At 39.7% G+C, this 15,452-nt stretch carries 18 protein-coding genes; 13 read left to right on the forward strand and 5 right to left on the reverse strand.

The window, feature by feature from the left end; translation table 11 throughout:
• The first annotated feature begins 137 nt into the window (after nt 1–137).
• From purC to IGI97_RS06490, 11 genes are all read left to right on the forward strand, one after another.
• Nucleotides 138–851 carry a phosphoribosylaminoimidazolesuccinocarboxamide synthase gene (purC, locus tag IGI97_RS06440; protein WP_438738235.1) on the forward strand — a complete coding sequence of 238 codons (714 nt, stop codon included), beginning with the start codon at nt 138–140 and terminating at the stop codon, nt 849–851.
• Nucleotides 852–864: 13 nt separating this feature from the next.
• Nucleotides 865–1,116 (forward strand): phosphoribosylformylglycinamidine synthase subunit PurS, encoded by a 252-nt coding sequence (gene purS / locus IGI97_RS06445; RefSeq protein WP_002357271.1) that lies wholly within the window; start codon nt 865–867, stop codon nt 1,114–1,116.
• A complete protein-coding gene (gene purQ, locus IGI97_RS06450; protein WP_010824717.1) occupies nt 1,117–1,791 on the forward strand; it encodes a phosphoribosylformylglycinamidine synthase subunit PurQ in 675 nt (224 codons plus the stop codon). It abuts the gene before it with no gap.
• A complete protein-coding gene (purL, locus tag IGI97_RS06455) occupies nt 1,788–4,007 on the forward strand; it encodes a phosphoribosylformylglycinamidine synthase subunit PurL (RefSeq protein WP_438738237.1) in 2,220 nt (739 codons plus the stop codon). The genes purQ and purL overlap by 4 nt, the downstream gene beginning before the upstream one ends.
• Nucleotides 3,983–5,422: an amidophosphoribosyltransferase gene (gene purF / locus IGI97_RS06460; RefSeq protein WP_010824715.1), complete on the forward strand. Its 1,440-nt coding sequence runs from the start codon at nt 3,983–3,985 to the stop codon at nt 5,420–5,422. Before purL ends, purF begins: the two co-directional genes overlap by 25 nt.
• A gap of 1 nt (nt 5,423) precedes the next feature.
• Entirely contained in the window at nt 5,424–6,455 is a 1,032-nt protein-coding gene (purM, locus tag IGI97_RS06465) for a phosphoribosylformylglycinamidine cyclo-ligase (RefSeq protein ID WP_438738240.1), read from the forward strand.
• Nucleotides 6,452–7,024, forward strand: a complete 573-nt coding sequence (purN, locus tag IGI97_RS06470) for a phosphoribosylglycinamide formyltransferase (protein WP_176944392.1) — start codon at nt 6,452–6,454, stop codon at nt 7,022–7,024. Before purM ends, purN begins: the two co-directional genes overlap by 4 nt.
• Nucleotides 6,976–8,562, forward strand: a complete 1,587-nt coding sequence (gene purH / locus IGI97_RS06475; RefSeq protein WP_002369277.1) for a bifunctional phosphoribosylaminoimidazolecarboxamide formyltransferase/IMP cyclohydrolase — start codon at nt 6,976–6,978, stop codon at nt 8,560–8,562. Before purN ends, purH begins: the two co-directional genes overlap by 49 nt.
• An 18-nt stretch (nt 8,563–8,580) precedes the next feature.
• Nucleotides 8,581–9,828: a phosphoribosylamine--glycine ligase gene (gene purD / locus IGI97_RS06480; protein WP_438738243.1), complete on the forward strand. Its 1,248-nt coding sequence runs from the start codon at nt 8,581–8,583 to the stop codon at nt 9,826–9,828.
• Between the two features lie 128 nt (nt 9,829–9,956).
• Nucleotides 9,957–10,286 (forward strand): DUF1648 domain-containing protein, encoded by a 330-nt coding sequence (locus IGI97_RS06485; protein ID WP_002369279.1) that lies wholly within the window; start codon nt 9,957–9,959, stop codon nt 10,284–10,286.
• Between the two features lie 20 nt (nt 10,287–10,306).
• Nucleotides 10,307–11,041 (forward strand): TIM44-like domain-containing protein, encoded by a 735-nt coding sequence (locus tag IGI97_RS06490; RefSeq protein WP_078071503.1) that lies wholly within the window; start codon nt 10,307–10,309, stop codon nt 11,039–11,041.
• Between the two features lie 38 nt (nt 11,042–11,079).
• On the opposite strand, the gene IGI97_RS06495 is transcribed toward IGI97_RS06490, so the two are convergent.
• From IGI97_RS06495 to IGI97_RS06510, 4 genes are all read right to left on the reverse strand, one after another.
• Nucleotides 11,080–11,601, reverse strand: a complete 522-nt coding sequence (locus IGI97_RS06495; RefSeq protein WP_002397370.1) for a QueT transporter family protein — start codon at nt 11,599–11,601, stop codon at nt 11,080–11,082.
• Between the two features lie 145 nt (nt 11,602–11,746).
• The gene (locus tag IGI97_RS06500) at nt 11,747–12,532 is read right to left on the reverse strand and encodes a 3-oxoacyl-ACP reductase (RefSeq protein ID WP_016616315.1); all 786 of its coding nucleotides are present in this window, start codon (nt 12,530–12,532) and stop codon (nt 11,747–11,749) included.
• A gap of 62 nt (nt 12,533–12,594) precedes the next feature.
• Complete coding sequence (locus IGI97_RS06505; protein WP_002357284.1) at nt 12,595–12,828, reverse strand: DUF2829 domain-containing protein; 234 nt, start codon at nt 12,826–12,828, stop codon at nt 12,595–12,597.
• Complete coding sequence (locus IGI97_RS06510) at nt 12,818–13,480, reverse strand: YigZ family protein (protein ID WP_048737064.1); 663 nt, start codon at nt 13,478–13,480, stop codon at nt 12,818–12,820. Before IGI97_RS06510 ends, IGI97_RS06505 begins: the two co-directional genes overlap by 11 nt.
• Nucleotides 13,481–13,622: 142 nt before the next feature.
• Here IGI97_RS06510 and IGI97_RS06515 point away from each other — a divergent pair, with 142 nt between their 5' ends.
• The gene (locus IGI97_RS06515) at nt 13,623–13,910 is read left to right on the forward strand and encodes a DUF7662 domain-containing protein (RefSeq protein WP_002357286.1); all 288 of its coding nucleotides are present in this window, start codon (nt 13,623–13,625) and stop codon (nt 13,908–13,910) included.
• 120 nt (nt 13,911–14,030) lie between these two features.
• Complete coding sequence (locus IGI97_RS06520; protein ID WP_002360150.1) at nt 14,031–14,366, forward strand: PTS sugar transporter subunit IIB; 336 nt, start codon at nt 14,031–14,033, stop codon at nt 14,364–14,366.
• Between the two features lie 326 nt (nt 14,367–14,692).
• Here the strand turns inward: IGI97_RS06520 and IGI97_RS06525 are convergent, their stop codons facing one another.
• On the reverse strand, nt 14,693–15,409 hold the full coding sequence (locus IGI97_RS06525; protein ID WP_438738246.1) for an AAA family ATPase: 717 nt from the start codon (nt 15,407–15,409) through the stop codon (nt 14,693–14,695).
• Nucleotides 15,410–15,452 lie beyond the last annotated feature (43 nt).

Raw genomic sequence — 15,452 nt, forward strand, 5'->3', positions numbered from 1 at the left:
CAAGCAAGTTTTTTATTTTTACATTCGACAAACACGAACGATTATTGTTTTTTGTAACTAATGTAAGTTTTTGTCTGATGTAAATCAGCTGACTTAGAAAGAATAGGGTTCATGAAGCTAACGAGAAGAGGGAAAGAATGGAAAAGAAAGCACTTGTGTATACAGGAAAAGCGAAGAATTTGTATCAAACAGAAAATGTAGCGGTTCTTTTTGTGGAATATCTTGATCAAGCAACAGCTTTAAACGGTCAAAAAAAAGACAAAGTTCTTGGGAAAGGCGCTTTGAATAATCAAATCACTAGTCTAATTTTTGAACATTTACAGCAACAGAAGATTCCCAATCATTTTATCAAAAAAGTATCTGAACACGAACAATTAATTCAGGCCGTAGAAATGATTCCTTTGGAAGTTGTCGTACGTAATTATGCGGCAGGAAGTTTTTCAAAACGTTTAGCGATTGAAGAGGGCACTAAATTAGTGACGCCCATTATTGAATTTTATTACAAAGAAGATCGTCTGGATGATCCTTTTATTAACGAAGACCATATTCAATTTCTAAAAGTAGCCACTCCTGCTGAAATTGTGGAGATTAAAGCATTGGCTTTACAAATTAATCAGGCGCTTAGTCAACTCTTTCAACGCCTCAATATTTGTTTGATCGATTTTAAAATCGAGATTGGTCGGACGAAGGCCAATCAATTGTTACTGGCAGATGAAATTTCTCCAGACACCTGTCGTCTATGGGATTTAAACACAAACGAACATCTGGATAAAGATGTTTATCGCCGTGAATTAGGAGAAATAGTTCCTGTATATGAAGAAGTTTTACAACGTTTACTAACAGCTAATTGAGGAGGAAGCGCGTATGTATTTTGTCAAAGTCTATGTTACGTATAAAGAATCAATTTTGGATCCCCAAGGTGAAGCGGTTAAGGAAGCAGTCCATCGGCTTGGTTTTACAGAAGTAGCCGAAATCCGTGTCGGTAAGTATTTTGAAATGCACGTCCAGCAGACAGAAGCAATTGAAGAGAAAATTGAACAAATTTGTGATCAACTATTAGCCAATGTAAATATGGAATCCTATCGTTTTGAAATTTTATCTTTGGAGGAAATTTAAATGAAATTGGCAGTGATTGTTTTTCCAGGATCCAATTGTGATGCAGACTTATTGTGGGCTGTCAAAGAGGTGATGGGCATCGATGCAGAATTTGTCCGACACGATGCCACTTCTTTAGCAAAATTTGATGGCGTATTGTTGCCTGGTGGTTTTTCTTATGGCGATTACTTACGTTGTGGTGCAATTGCTCGGTTTTCGCCAATTATCAATGAGGTGATTCGCTTTGCTACAGAAGGCAAAATGGTTTTTGGTACTTGTAATGGCTTTCAAATTTTAACAGAAATTGGCTTGCTTCCTGGTACGTTGTTAAGAAATGATTCGCTTCGTTTTATTTGTAAAAGTGTCCCATTGAAAGTGAATACGCACACAAAGTTTACAAGCGAGTATCCTGAAAATGTTTCGATACATTTACCAGTAGCACATGGCGAAGGGAATTACTATTGTGATGAAAAAACGTTGCAAGAGCTGAAAGAAAAGAACCAAATTGTTTTTACGTATCAAGAAAAGGTGAACGGTAGTCTTGCGAATATTGCTGGTATTTGTAATGAACAGGGCAATGTTCTAGGAATGATGCCTCATCCGGAACGAGCGATGGAAGAATTGTTAGGTTCAACAGATGGGCGCAGCTTTTTTGCTTCAATCATTAAAAACTTTGGAAAGGAATTAAGCCAATGATGAATGAACCAACACCAAAAGAAATCAAGGAGACACGGTTGTATGCAGAATGGGGACTAACAGATGAAGAATATCATCAGATTGAGACCATTTTGCAAAGAGAACCTAATTATACAGAAACTGGCTTATTCTCCGTGATGTGGAGTGAACATTGCTCTTACAAAAATTCCAAGCCTGTTTTAAAAAAGTTTCCGACGGAAGGGCCACAAGTGCTTCAAGGCCCTGGTGAAGGAGCTGGGATTGTCGATATTGGTGACGGATTAGCTGTTGTTTTTAAAGCAGAGAGCCATAATCATCCTTCTGCAGTAGAACCTTACGAAGGAGCAGCTACAGGCGTTGGTGGAATTATTCGCGATATTTTCAGTATGGGGGCGCGGCCGATTGCTTTACTGGATTCGCTAAGATTTGGCGAACTGACGGATGCACGAACACGTTATTTGTTTCAAGAAGTTGTGGCGGGGATTAGCGGTTATGGAAATTGTATTGGTATTCCAACCGTTGGCGGCGAAATTGCTTTTGATCCATGTTATCAAGGAAACCCACTTGTTAATGCTATGTGTGTGGGATTGATTCGTCATGATGAGATTCAAAAAGGCCAAGCAAAAGGCGTCGGAAATAGCATTCTTTACGTAGGTGCGAAAACAGGACGAGATGGAATTCATGGTGCGACCTTTGCTTCAGAAGAATTTAGTGAAGGTGAAGAACAGCAACGATCTGCGGTACAAGTAGGTGATCCGTTTATGGAAAAATTATTATTGGAAGCTTGTCTTGATTTAATCAAAAATCATCAAGATATTTTAATCGGCATCCAAGATATGGGGGCGGCTGGCTTGGTTTCTTCAAGTGCTGAAATGGCATCAAAAGCAGGTTCAGGCTTGATTCTAGAGCTAGATAAAGTTCCGCAGAGAGAGACGCAGATGAGCCCCTATGAAATGCTCTTGTCTGAGTCCCAAGAGCGGATGTTAATCTGTGTGGAAAAAGGAGCAGAACAGCAAGTTTGTGAATTGTTTCAAACGTATGACTTAGAAGCGGTAGCGATTGGCTCCGTAACAGATGATGGACAGTATCGTGTCTTTCACAGTGGCAAAATAGTCGCAGATGTACCAGTAGATGCTTTGGCAGAAGAAGCCCCTGTCTACCAGAAAGCCTATCAAGAACCAGAGCGGATGCGTGCTTTTAAAAAATTAGCGCCCTTCATTCCAGAAATTACGAATAGTACGGAATTATTAAAACGCCTATTGCAACAGCCAACGATTGCATCAAAAAAATCAGTTTACGAAACCTATGATAGTCAAGTACAAACGAATACAGTGGTGCAACCAGGAAGTGATGCAGCTGTTTTAAGAGTGCGAGGCACCAATAAAGCCTTAGCGATGACGACAGATTGTAATAGCCGTTATTTGTATTTAAATCCTGAAATTGGTGGGCAAATTGCGGTTGCAGAAGCAGCCCGTAATATTGTAGCAAGTGGAGCACAACCTTTGGCTATCACTGATTGCTTGAATTATGGTTCCCCAGATAAACCAGAAAGTTTTTGGGAATTATGGACGTCGGCGGATGGAATCGCCGCAGCCTGCCGTCAGCTAGGAACACCCGTGATTTCAGGGAACGTCTCTCTTTACAATGAAACAGATGGTCAAGCCATTTATCCAACGCCAATGATTGGCATGGTGGGCGTGATTGAAGATGTTTCACAAATTACCACACAAGCGTTTAAACAAGTTGATGACTTAATTTATCTCATCGGTGAAACCCACGCAGATTTTAACGGCTCAGAAATTCAAAAAATGCAACTGGGTCGAATTGAAGGGCAATTACGCTCATTTGATTTAAAAGAGGAAAAAGCAAACCAAGAATTAGTTTTAAAAGCAATTCAAGCAGGCCTAGTTGCTAGCGCGCATGATTGCGCTGAAGGCGGCGTTGCCGTTGCTTTAGCCGAGTCGGCTTTTGCTAACGAACTGGGGCTACAGGTGACACTGCCATTAACAAAAGAATATCTATTTGCGGAGACGCAATCCCGTTTTATTCTTTCAGTTAGTCCCCAGCATCAAGAAGCGTTTGAAACACTTATCGGAAAAAAAGCCCAACATATTGGGAAAGTGACTGAAACTGGTTTGGTCATTCATGCGTTAGATGATGTGATCAATTGTTCAACAAAAGAAGCCAAAGCCTTATGGGAGGATGCGATTCCATGTCTTATGAAGCAAAAAGCTTAAATGAAGAGTGTGGTATTTTTGGTATTTGGGGTCATCCTGATGCGGCACAAGTGACCTATTTTGGCTTACACAGCTTACAGCATCGAGGCCAAGAAGGCGCGGGAATTGTGGCGAACAATTCTGGGAAATTAGATGGCCATCGTGATTTAGGTTTATTAGCAGAAGTATTCCAAAAGCAAGAACAACTGAATGCGTTAGAAGGAACGGCGGCTATTGGTCATGTACGCTATGCAACCGCTGGTACGGGTAGCGTGGATAATATTCAGCCATTTTTATTTAAATTTTATGATAGTCAAATTGGGTTAGCACACAATGGCAATTTGACAAATGCCAAGCGTTTACGAAAACAACTAGAAAGAGAAGGAGCTATTTTTCATTCCAATTCAGACACTGAAATTTTAATGCACTTGATTCGAAAAAGCACTGCTGCCTCGTTTCTCGATAAATTAAAAGAGAGCTTGAATTTGGTTAAGGGTGGCTTTGCTTATCTTTTATTAACAGAAACGATGATGATTGCTGCACTGGATCCCAACGGCTTTCGCCCTCTCTCCATCGGACAAATGAACAATGGGGCGTACGTTGTGGCATCCGAAACGTGTGCATTAGAAACAGTTGGGGCTCGCTTTATTCAAGATGTGGCGCCTGGTGAAGTAGTCATCATTTCTGATGAAGGCTTGAAAATAGAGGTTTTCACTACGGAAGTCCAACCGGCGATTTGCGCAATGGAATATATTTATTTTGCACGACCAGATTCAAATATTGCTGGAGTTAATGTGCATACAGCTCGTAAAAGAATGGGGAAGAACTTGGCAATCGAAAGTCCAGTCGCAGCTGATATGGTAATTGGGGTACCAAACTCGTCATTGTCTGCAGCTAGCGGCTATGCAGAAGAAGCACGGATTCCTTACGAACTAGGTTTAGTAAAAAATCAATATGTCGCTCGAACATTCATTCAGCCGACACAAGAATTAAGAGAACAAGGTGTCCGTATGAAACTATCGGCAGTTCGTGGCGTGGTCAAAGGAAAAAAAGTCATTTTAGTAGATGATTCGATTGTTCGCGGGACCACTATTCGACGCATTATTCATTTATTAAAAGAAGCAGAAGCGCAAGAAGTTCATGTCAGAATTGCTTCACCACCATTAAAATATCCGTGTTTTTATGGCATTGATATACAGACGCGGGACGAACTAATTGCGGCAAACTATTCAATTGAAGAAATCAAAGAGCAGATTGGCGCAGATTCGCTGGCTTTTTTGAGTGAAGCAGGGCTGATTGATGGGATTCAATTAAATTATGATGCTCCTTATTCTGGGCTGTGTATGGCTTACTTTAATGGAGACTATCCAACGCCTTTGTATGATTATGAAGAACAATATCAAGCATCCTTGAAAAAAGAAACTAGGAGGAATTGACATGGAAAATGCCTATTCAAAAGCTGGTGTAAATGTTGAGGCGGGATACGAAGTAGTAGAACGAATTCAAAAGCATAGCCAAAAAACACAACGGACGGGGACGTTGGGCATGCTTGGTGGTTTTGGTGGTTGTTTTGATTTAAGTAGTTACAAGCTTAAAGAACCAGTTTTGGTATCAGGAACGGATGGCGTAGGCACAAAGTTACTCTTGGCAATTGAAGAACAGAAACACGAGACAATCGGAATTGATTGTGTAGCAATGTGTGTCAATGATGTCGTCGCACAAGGCGCCGAACCGTTATATTTTTTAGATTATTTAGCGTTAGGGACCGTTAATCCAGCTAAAGTTGAAGCAATTGTTGCGGGTGTTGCGGCTGGCTGTTGTGAGGCGAATGCAGCCTTAATTGGGGGCGAAACAGCTGAAATGCCTGATATGTATGAAGCAGATGCTTATGACGTGGCTGGTTTTGCCGTGGGTATTGCTGAGAAAAGTCAACTCTTGACTCCAAGTAACGTAAAAGAAGGCGATTTCTTGATTGGTCTTCCTTCAAGTGGTCTTCATTCTAATGGTTACTCTTTAGTAAGAAATGTTTTTTTTAAGAAACATTCGTTTAAAACAACGGACAAGCTTCCAAAATTGGCACCCAAAACGTTAGGGGAAGAATTATTAACACCAACAAAAATTTATGTGAAGGAATTATTGCCATTGTTAAAAGCAGGACTCGTGCATGGGGCTGCGCATATTACTGGCGGCGGGTTTTTAGAAAATCTACCAAGAATGTTTTCTTCTTCATTAGCTGCAGAGATTCAATTAAATAGTTGGCCAGTGCTACCAATTTTTAAATTGATTCAAAAATACGGTGAAATTCCATCTGAAGAAATGTATGAAATTTTCAATATGGGCTTAGGGATGATTTTAGCGGTGAGTCCAGAGCATGTTGAAAAAGTTCAGGAGCTTTTGCCAGAAGCTTTTGAAATTGGTCGTTTGGTACCTAGGAAAACGAAAGCCGTTATTTTTAAGGAAGCCGTATGAAGATAGCTGTTTTTGCATCTGGCAATGGTAGCAATTTTGAGGCGATTGCTGCAGCTTTTTCCCAGAAAAAAATCGCAGGGCAGTTGAGCTTAGTCTTTTGTGATCAGCCTGAAGCCTACGTATTGACCCGTGCCCAAAAACGCAAGATTCCCGTTGTTTGCTTTTCGCCATCTGATTTTCCATCTCGTGGGCAGTATGAAGAACAAGTATTGAAACATTTAAAAGAGCATCAGATCGATTTAATCGTGTTAGCTGGTTATTTGAGAATTATCGGCAAGACTTTACTGGAGGCTTATCCAAAGAGAATCGTCAATATTCATCCTTCTCTATTACCTAGTTTTCCAGGTCTTCACGGAATTGAAGAGGCATTTCATTATGGAGTGAAAATAACAGGAATCACTATCCATTATGTTGACTCTGGGGTTGATACAGGACCGATTATTTTCCAAACAACCACCAAGATTGATACTGAAGATACATTGGACACATTAACAGAGAAAATTCATGCTCTTGAGCACGAATGGTACCCAAAAATAATTTCACAAATTGTAAAGGAGACAACGAAATGACCAAAAGAGCATTGATTAGCGTTTCAGACAAAACAGGAGTGACAACATTTGCAGCAGGCTTAGTTGCAAATGGCTTTGAAATTATCTCCACTGGGGGAACAAGGACTGTCTTAGAAGAAGCGGGGGTACCGACACTTGCTATTGACGACATCACTGGCTTTCCAGAAATGTTAGATGGCCGTGTCAAAACGTTACATCCGAATATCCATGGCGGACTTTTGGCAAAAAGGGGAAACCAAGCGCATCAAAAAGCACTGACTGAACAAGGCATTCACTTTATTGACCTTGTAGTAGTGAATCTTTATCCATTTAAAGAAACAATTTTAAAACCAGCGATTTCTGAAGCAGAAGCGATTGAAATGATTGATATTGGCGGTCCTAGCATGTTACGTTCAGCGGCAAAAAATTATCAAGACGTAACAGCAGTGGTTGATCCTAGTGATTATGAACAGGTATTAAGTGAAATTAGCAGCACTGGAACTAGCCAGTTAGCCACTAGAAAAAGATTAGCAGCAAAAGTCTTTCGTCATACCGCTGCTTATGACGCGCTTATCGCTGACTATTTAACGACGCAAGTGGGTGAAACTGAACCAGAGAAACAGACGCTTACTTATGAACGTAAGCAAACATTGCGCTATGGTGAAAATAGCCATCAACAGGCCACCTTTTATCAATCCGTTGTACCTGTATCATTATCCATTGCTTCCGCTCGACAACTTCATGGCAAAGAACTGTCATATAACAATATTCGAGATGCTGATGCAGCACTCCGGATTGCTAGCGAGTTTACAGAACCTACGGTCGTCGCTGTTAAACATATGAACCCATGTGGAATTGGAACAGGAAAAACGATTTTGGCAGCCTATCGTCAGGCATTTGAAGCAGATCCAGTTTCAATTTTTGGTGGCATTGTTGTTTTGAATCGTCCAGTGGACCAAGCGACTGCGGCTGAAATGCATCAAATCTTTTTAGAGATAATTATTGCGCCTAGTTTTGAGGAAGAAGCTTTGGCACTGTTATCTCAGAAAAAGAATCTTCGTTTGTTAACGTTAGATTTTCATGCTCAAGAAAAAAAAGCGGTGGAATTAGTTTCTGTTATGGGCGGGTTATTAATTCAAGAACAGGATACAGTTGTTGAAAATGACCAAGCATGGCAAGTTGTTACAGAGCGCCAACCCACACCAGCCGAAAGAGACGCCTTGAACTTTGCTTGGAAAGCAGTCAAGCATGTAAAATCAAACGCTATTGTTTTAGCCAATGAAAGTCAAACAGTGGGAATTGGCGCTGGTCAAATGAATCGAATTGGTTCAGTAAAAATTGCAGTTGATCAAGCCCAAGCAGCTGGAAAATTACAAGGGGCCGTCTTAGCAAGTGATGCCTTTTTCCCCATGGCAGATAGCGTGGAATATGCTGCACAACATGGTATTCAAGCAATTATTCAGCCAGGCGGGAGCATTAAAGACCAAGCATCAATCGATCTAGCGAATCATTATGGTATTGCGATGATTTTTACTGGGACTCGTCATTTCAAACATTAATTTTTAAAGGAGAAACCGATGAATATATTAGTGATTGGGCGTGGTGGTCGTGAACATGCAATCGCCAAAAAATTACAGCAAGAAGACAAAGTCAAGACTGTTTATTGTGCACCAGGTAATCCTGGTATGAGTGGTGATAATATTCGGACTGTACCTATCGGTGAAGAGCAGCAAACGGAACTAATTCAATTTGCGAAGGATAATCAGATTGATTGGACATTCGTCGGACCCGAAACGCCATTAATTGAAGGGGTTGTAGACGCCTTTCAAGCAGCGGGATTACTGATTTTTGGTCCGACAAAAGCAGCTGCAATAATTGAAGGTTCAAAAAGTTTTGCGAAAGATTTTATGCAAAAATACCAGATTCCAACGGCGGAATATCGGGTCTTTCGACGTTTGGCACCTGCCTTAGAATATATTGAACAGCAAGGAGTACCAATTGTTATTAAGGCGGATGGTTTGGCAGCTGGAAAAGGAGTAGTAGTTGCCGAAACAAAAGCAGCCGCAAAACGTGCGCTAGTTGCGATGATGGAGGACCAACAATTTGGAGCAAGCGGTCAAACGGTTGTAATCGAAGAATTTTTGCAAGGAGAAGAATTTTCCTTAATGGCTTTTGTTTCTAATGAGAAGGTATATCCGATGGTGATTGCTCAAGATCATAAGCGGATTTTCGATGGGGATGCTGGTCCGAATACAGGGGGGATGGGCGCTTATACACCAGTGCCTCAGATCCCAGAAGAAGCGGTTCAGCAAGCCATTAGTCAAGTCCTGAAACCGACTGCTAAAGGAATGGTGGCTGAAAAACGTCCGTTTCAAGGGATTTTATATGCTGGTTTAATCCAAACAGCAACTGGCCCCAAGGTTATTGAATTTAATGCTCGATTTGGGGATCCAGAAACACAAGTTGTGTTGGCCCGTTTAGAGAGTCCCCTTTCAGAAATAATTTCTTCATTGCTGGCGAAAGAGCAACCAACGATTGTATGGAATGAGTTAGCGAGTGTTGGTGTTGTTGTAGCAGCAGAAGGCTATCCTAATCAATACAAGACAAATCTACCGTTACCCGAAATGTCTGGTGAAACCATCTATTATGCAGGGGTAACTCGTTCAGAACAGGCTCTGGTTTCGGCTGGCGGACGAATCTTTTTAGCAGAAGCAACTGCTTCGACTCTTGAAGAAGCCCGCAAAAAAGTTTATCAAACATTGGATAATTACTCATTTCCTGGAATGTACTATCGAAAAGATATAGGCGTGAAAGGCTTGATTTAGGATTTTCAAAAACAGAGGCAAGGACATTTAATCGAATGTTTCCTTGTCTTTTTTTTATTGCAAATTCAGATAGGGAGGCATAAACTGAAAGTATATCCATCATTAAACTAGAGGAGAAAGCTAAGATAATGAGAAACAAGCAGATTGAAAAAGTTAGTCAGGGGTTGTTTATTGTTACAAGTGTCTTGGCAGTCTGTTTACTGTTATTAAGTGCGGTGGTTTATCCTGATTTACCAGCTCATGTGCCCATTCATGTGAATTTTTGGGGCGAGGGGAATTCGTTTGGCCCAAGATCTAGTATATTTATGTGGCCAGCGGTCCTGTTTGGCTTGAGTATTTATCAACGAAGTTATCAATCAGTACAACCATATGGCAGATGGCTGAAGGTATTATTAATCATTGTTAATCTTGGCGCTTTGTTTAGTATTCTGCGTCTATTTATTCATTTGTTGATTTGAAGGGGTCGAAAGGTGAGAAAATGAGAAAGTTAATTTTAGTTTTTGTGGGTTGTGCCATGGCCTTTTGTTTATGGCCTAATCAAGCGGCGGCTGTAGCTGGTGGCTATGGCGGCGGACGTGTAGAAAGTCCTAGCGGAGGTAATCCCTCGAATGGTTTTTCGCCAAGCGGTGATGGATCAAGAAGTTATGTTCATCATAACGAGACCGGGACCAGCAACACAACGCCACTGGAAGGCTTAATTTCAACAGTGTTTTTTGTTCTTTTTGGGGGCACGATGATTTGGCAAAGACGCCGTAGAAATCAACCAGTCGATGAAGGAGCTTTTCAAGAAATGTGGGCAGCATTACCTGGAACATCAAAAGAAAAAAAGGCACTCTTAAAAGAAATACAACAAACGTTTTTAGAAATACAACAAGCGTGGGATCAAGAAAACTTGTCTGTGGTCAAAGATAACTATACAGAAAAACTTTATCAAAAACATCTTGCAGTATTACAAGCAAATCAACAAGCGGGCATCAGAAATCATGTGAAAAAAGTGAAAGTAGCGCCAGCTTCGAATTATCATCCTATTAGTGAAACCAGTTTTTCACTGATGCTTCATTTTTCTTGTATTGACTACGAGGAAGATACTCAAAGCGGTCGTGTTTTATCGGGATACAAGCATCAAAAACAATATTTTTCACAACTTTGGTATTTTGATTACAATCCATCTCTTGGAAAATGGCAAGCAGACTTCATTCAACCTAAAGGATAGTGCTAAAAAGCGCTTGGGGTTTAAACCCAAGCGCTTTTTTATTCTTCGATGCGTTTTACAAGCTGTATTTTTTTATTTAATACGTAAATCAGGATGCCGCCGACCGTCATTGAAAGAAGTTCACCAAGTCCAACGGTCAACCATGTGTACCAAAAAGGTAACTGATAAAAGAACGTTAAGGGTCCGGCGACAGTGAACATGGACAAAGCAAAAAGAATGGCCGTCAGCATTAGTTTAATCAATAAATTTTGCTGGTTTTTTGTCGCAAAATAGGCAATCCATAAGACTGCGCACGTTCCAGCACTACCGATGACTATATCGATGATACCAAGAGGCGAAGCGGTGTTGGCAATCGCAACCCCTAACGTAATGGACCAGATATATTGCTTGTTAAAAACGCCTAAATAATTAAATAATTCGGCAAGACGAAGCTGTATCGGACCAAAACTAAGCGGAGCGAGAAGTACAGTGACAACGACATACAAAGCGGTAACCAGCGCCATTTTAGCCAACGCCGTAGCTGACCACGTACTGGTTTGTGGATTTGATGAATGATTCATTTAAGATTCTCCTTTATAAAACAACGACGTGTTTTAGTGATAACCATAACCAAAGGAAGGGCAGCAAAGCCAACTGAAGTGTTATGGTGTGAGTTGCCTCACTGTGTTACATGTTACTGAAGAAGAGACACTCTGTAAAGTCTTTTTATTTCATGGTCCAACCACCATCGATGGTCATAACTGTGCCATGGATATAATCAGCGTCATCACTAGCTAGAAATAATGAAAGTTTTGCTACCTCTTGTGGCTGTGCCCAACGGCCCGCGGGTGTTTCACGTGCTACCCAAGTAGCCATTTCACCTTCTCCTGCAAAATCAGCTGCGTTCATGGGTGTTTGGATGGCACCTGGCGCAATCGCATTTGCTCGAATGCCTAATTTGGCATAATCGTAGGAAAGTTGTTTTGTATACCCGATGATTGCGTGTTTGGAGGCAGTGTACGCTGCGCCGCCGCCCCCAGCTACTAAGCCGGCGATAGATGCCATATTAACGATTACTCCTTTTTTTTGTTGGAGGAAATAAGGTAATATGGCATTGGTCACTAAAAAGACACTTTTTAAATTGGTTGCTAAAATTTGATCCCATAAAGCTTCCGAAGTTTCTAGAGAAGGACGATAATCATCTAAAATACCTGCCGTATTTAATAAAATATCAATTTGGCCGTTGTTTTTCACAATTTGTTTCATCGTGGCTTGCACAAATGAGGGAGAAGACACATCACCGACAAAATAAGTAAATGGCTTAGTAGAATCTGGATTAACCAGTGCGGCTGTCTGTTTTAACCCCGTTTCGTCTAGGTCGATGCCAATAACTTCAGCGCCCTGTTCAGCAAAGGCAATTGCTTGTGCTTGGCCAATCCCTGAAGCTGCACCGGTTACAAGCACCCGTTTTGTTTCAAATTCTTTTGGCATAAGAAAAACTCCTTTAAACATTTAAAAATTAAGGTCTGGAAGAACGAGCAATCGCCGTAATCTGCCAGACCTTATGTGTGTAGTTATGCTTCAACAATCACCCAATCTTCTGCTAAGACATCACAAGGTGTTGGTGAAAACATGCTGTAGCCTTCATCAGAAGTTTTGATTAAAAAATACGGGGTAACTTGTAAAAATTCACCTTCGGAGGTGCCAATTTCATCACGTAATTCAATAAAAAGTTCAAAACCGCTCCAGCCTTTACGTACGGCTTTTTTTCCTGCTTTAATCTGTGGCAATACTTCTTCAAATGTCATTTGATTGTGCTCCTTTTTCGTTAAATGGTAGTTCATGATAGCTTGTTGCACCTTTTTCAATTGTCAACTGACCGTTAAGTAGATCCGTCATTTCAGCTATAAATGTTTCTGTTGCTTGTTCATCTACTAAACAAATTAACTGAATAGACTCTGTGTAAATAGTTTCTTTAAGCGTGTAGGGACTATGTTCCAAAAAGGCTTGGGCTTTTCCTAATAAAGGATAGGCGATCGTAATCAATAGTTCTTGTTGCAATTTGCCAATGACTAAACCAATTTCATCTAAAGTGTTGGAAAGAGCATGACTATATGCTCGGATTAAACCACCAGTGCCTAATTTTATTCCGCCAAAATAACGAGTGACAACAGCCACTACATTGATTAACTCTTTTTTCTTTAAGACTTCCAGCATTGGAACACCAGCAGTACCACTAGGTTCGCCGTCATCGCTGCTCCGCTGAATGTCATTTTTTTCGCCGATCACAAAAGCACTACAATTATGATTGGCTTTCCAATGTTCTTTTTTTATTGCGGCGATAAAGGCTTTTGCTTCTTCTTCTGATGTTACGCGCTTTACAGAACAGATAAACCGCGATTTCTTGATTTCAATCTCGCTGAAACCATCTTGTTTGACTGTAATATAGCTTTCTAACATATGGGCATCCTTTTCTCTCGTAATAAAGTCAGTATAAAAAAGAATCAACTGAATAGCAACTTTTTCTCTCATCTTTTTTGTGAGATTTTTTGGAAAAAAACGTTATAATAAGGTATGATAGAGAAAAGGGAGGCGCTGGAAAATGGTACATACACGACAGAAAAAATATGATACAATTACTCATTATTTGAAAACGAATGGCGGTTCCCAAGTTACCTTGACCTTTACCCAGTTTGATGAATTGTTATTCCCTCATTCTGGTTTACCAAAAACTGCTAAGACAGATGTCGATTGGTGGGCGAACGATTATAAGCATCCAGAAAAGGGCGCTTATGGTTGGTTGAATGCGAGTTACCAAGTAGTTCAAGTGAATTTGGAAAAAGAATATGTGGTATTTAATAAATTACTGAAATCAGCATGGTACGTTTAAACCAAGGTTGTATCCGCTTTAAAAAACAAGAATGATTGACAAAAATTAACTTTACACTATAATATTTTTAATAGATAATGTTGAAAATTGAAAAAGGCAATGGTAAAAGGGGCTGTTAAAATGTCAAAAAAAACAATTATGTTAGTTTGCTCCGCAGGAATGAGTACTAGTTTACTTGTTACAAAAATGCAAAAAGCAGCATTTAATCAAGGCTTAGATGCCCATATATTTGCGGCTTCTGCATCGGAAGCAGAAACGAATTTAGAAAATAATCCAGTTGATGTGTTATTGTTAGGTCCACAAGTTCGTTATATGAAGAGTGATTTTGAAAAGCGTCTATCACCAAAAGGTATCCCAACAGATGTCATTAGCATGTCTGATTACGGCTTAATGAACGGGGAAAAAGTGCTGGAACAAGCCTTGGGTTTGTTAGCACAAGCAGATAAAAAAGAGTAAAAAAACAAGTTGTTTTTTCGAGAATCTTCGAAAAAGCAACTTGTCTTTTTTTATGACTTTAGTTAATTAGAATTGAGCTGAAGCAGTCATTCTGGTTTATCAGTTCCATAAATTATAGAGCCGAAATTAGTCCTGTGAGCTAGAGAAAGACAACTGTCTTTAATTTTTTACTTTAATCTAGATACTAAAAAAACATACTTAACAATCTATTTTCTGAATAATGAACACCTTTTTCTGTAGTCTAAAAGTAGTAATTCAAAGAATGATTAACAATATTTTTATATACGAGTCATTATAGTATGGCATAAGCAATTCGAATAACAGACTTATTCAGCAAATAAATGAGAGATAATTCTGTTTTTGTTGTTTAAAAATAATGAGGTTATTTCATAAGGCATACTTTCTTCATACGTGATTTCTAAAGGACTATCTTTATCAAAAGAAATAATTTGTGAGTCAGGCATTGCAAGTAATATAGGTGAATGAGAGACAATAATAAACTGAGACCCCTCATCAATTAGTTTTTTTATAGATATCATTAAGGCTAGTTGGCGTTGAGGTGAGAGAGCCGCTTCAGGTTCATCTAACAGGTACAGACCATTTCCTCTAAACCGATGGTTCACCAGATTCAAAAAACTTTCGCCGTGTGATTGATGATGTAGGGATTTATCGCTGTATTCAGAAAAATCTAAGTCTATATTTTCTGCATATGTAGCAACATTGTAGAAACTTTCAGCTCTTAAAAAGAAACCATCCGTAGCACGCTTTACACTTTTTCCAACAGTTAAATAATTATGTAAATCCAAGTGAGTATCGTTTGTAGAGAAATTAAAATTAATACTACCGCCTTCAGGATTAAATCCCCAGTTGACTGCGATTGCTTCTAATAAAGTGGATTTTCCAGTTCCATTTTCACCTGAAAAAAAAGTAATAGGTTTTTTAAAATTTAGTGAATTAAATTTATTCAGCCCTTCAATTTTTGAAAAAACAGAAGCTTCTTCAAAAGCTTTGAGTTCTAGTCTTTTTAAAAAAATATTTTCCATGATAAAGTTTGCTCCTTTCTAGTCTTTTCAAATTAAAGCTTGA

The organism is Enterococcus sp. DIV2419, from assembly GCF_051711865.1.
In the GTDB taxonomy this organism is placed as follows: Bacteria; Bacillota; Bacilli; order Lactobacillales; family Enterococcaceae; genus Enterococcus; species Enterococcus faecalis.

Bases quoted from the DNA above. Each gene is read 5' to 3' on its own strand.
- IGI97_RS06525 (WP_438738246.1), bottom strand. From the start codon at position 15,409: ATGGAAAATATTTTTTTAAAAAGACTAGAACTCAAAGCTTTTGAAGAA.
- IGI97_RS06500 (WP_016616315.1), bottom strand. From the start codon at position 12,532: ATGTTTAAAGGAGTTTTTCTTATGCCAAAAGAATTTGAAACAAAACGG.
- purM (WP_438738240.1), top strand. From the start codon at position 5,424: ATGGAAAATGCCTATTCAAAAGCTGGTGTAAATGTTGAGGCGGGATAC.
- purQ (WP_010824717.1), top strand. From the start codon at position 1,117: ATGAAATTGGCAGTGATTGTTTTTCCAGGATCCAATTGTGATGCAGAC.
- purF (WP_010824715.1), top strand. From the start codon at position 3,983: ATGTCTTATGAAGCAAAAAGCTTAAATGAAGAGTGTGGTATTTTTGGT.
- purC (WP_438738235.1), top strand. From the start codon at position 138: ATGGAAAAGAAAGCACTTGTGTATACAGGAAAAGCGAAGAATTTGTAT.
- IGI97_RS06510 (WP_048737064.1), bottom strand. From the start codon at position 13,480: ATGTTAGAAAGCTATATTACAGTCAAACAAGATGGTTTCAGCGAGATT.
- IGI97_RS06495 (WP_002397370.1), bottom strand. From the start codon at position 11,601: ATGAATCATTCATCAAATCCACAAACCAGTACGTGGTCAGCTACGGCG.
- IGI97_RS06485 (WP_002369279.1), top strand. From the start codon at position 9,957: ATGAGAAACAAGCAGATTGAAAAAGTTAGTCAGGGGTTGTTTATTGTT.
- IGI97_RS06515 (WP_002357286.1), top strand. From the start codon at position 13,623: ATGGTACATACACGACAGAAAAAATATGATACAATTACTCATTATTTG.
- purS (WP_002357271.1), top strand. From the start codon at position 865: ATGTATTTTGTCAAAGTCTATGTTACGTATAAAGAATCAATTTTGGAT.
- purD (WP_438738243.1), top strand. From the start codon at position 8,581: ATGAATATATTAGTGATTGGGCGTGGTGGTCGTGAACATGCAATCGCC.
- purH (WP_002369277.1), top strand. From the start codon at position 6,976: ATGGTACCCAAAAATAATTTCACAAATTGTAAAGGAGACAACGAAATG.
- IGI97_RS06520 (WP_002360150.1), top strand. From the start codon at position 14,031: ATGTCAAAAAAAACAATTATGTTAGTTTGCTCCGCAGGAATGAGTACT.
- IGI97_RS06505 (WP_002357284.1), bottom strand. From the start codon at position 12,828: ATGACATTTGAAGAAGTATTGCCACAGATTAAAGCAGGAAAAAAAGCC.
- purN (WP_176944392.1), top strand. From the start codon at position 6,452: ATGAAGATAGCTGTTTTTGCATCTGGCAATGGTAGCAATTTTGAGGCG.
- purL (WP_438738237.1), top strand. From the start codon at position 1,788: ATGATGAATGAACCAACACCAAAAGAAATCAAGGAGACACGGTTGTAT.
- IGI97_RS06490 (WP_078071503.1), top strand. From the start codon at position 10,307: ATGAGAAAGTTAATTTTAGTTTTTGTGGGTTGTGCCATGGCCTTTTGT.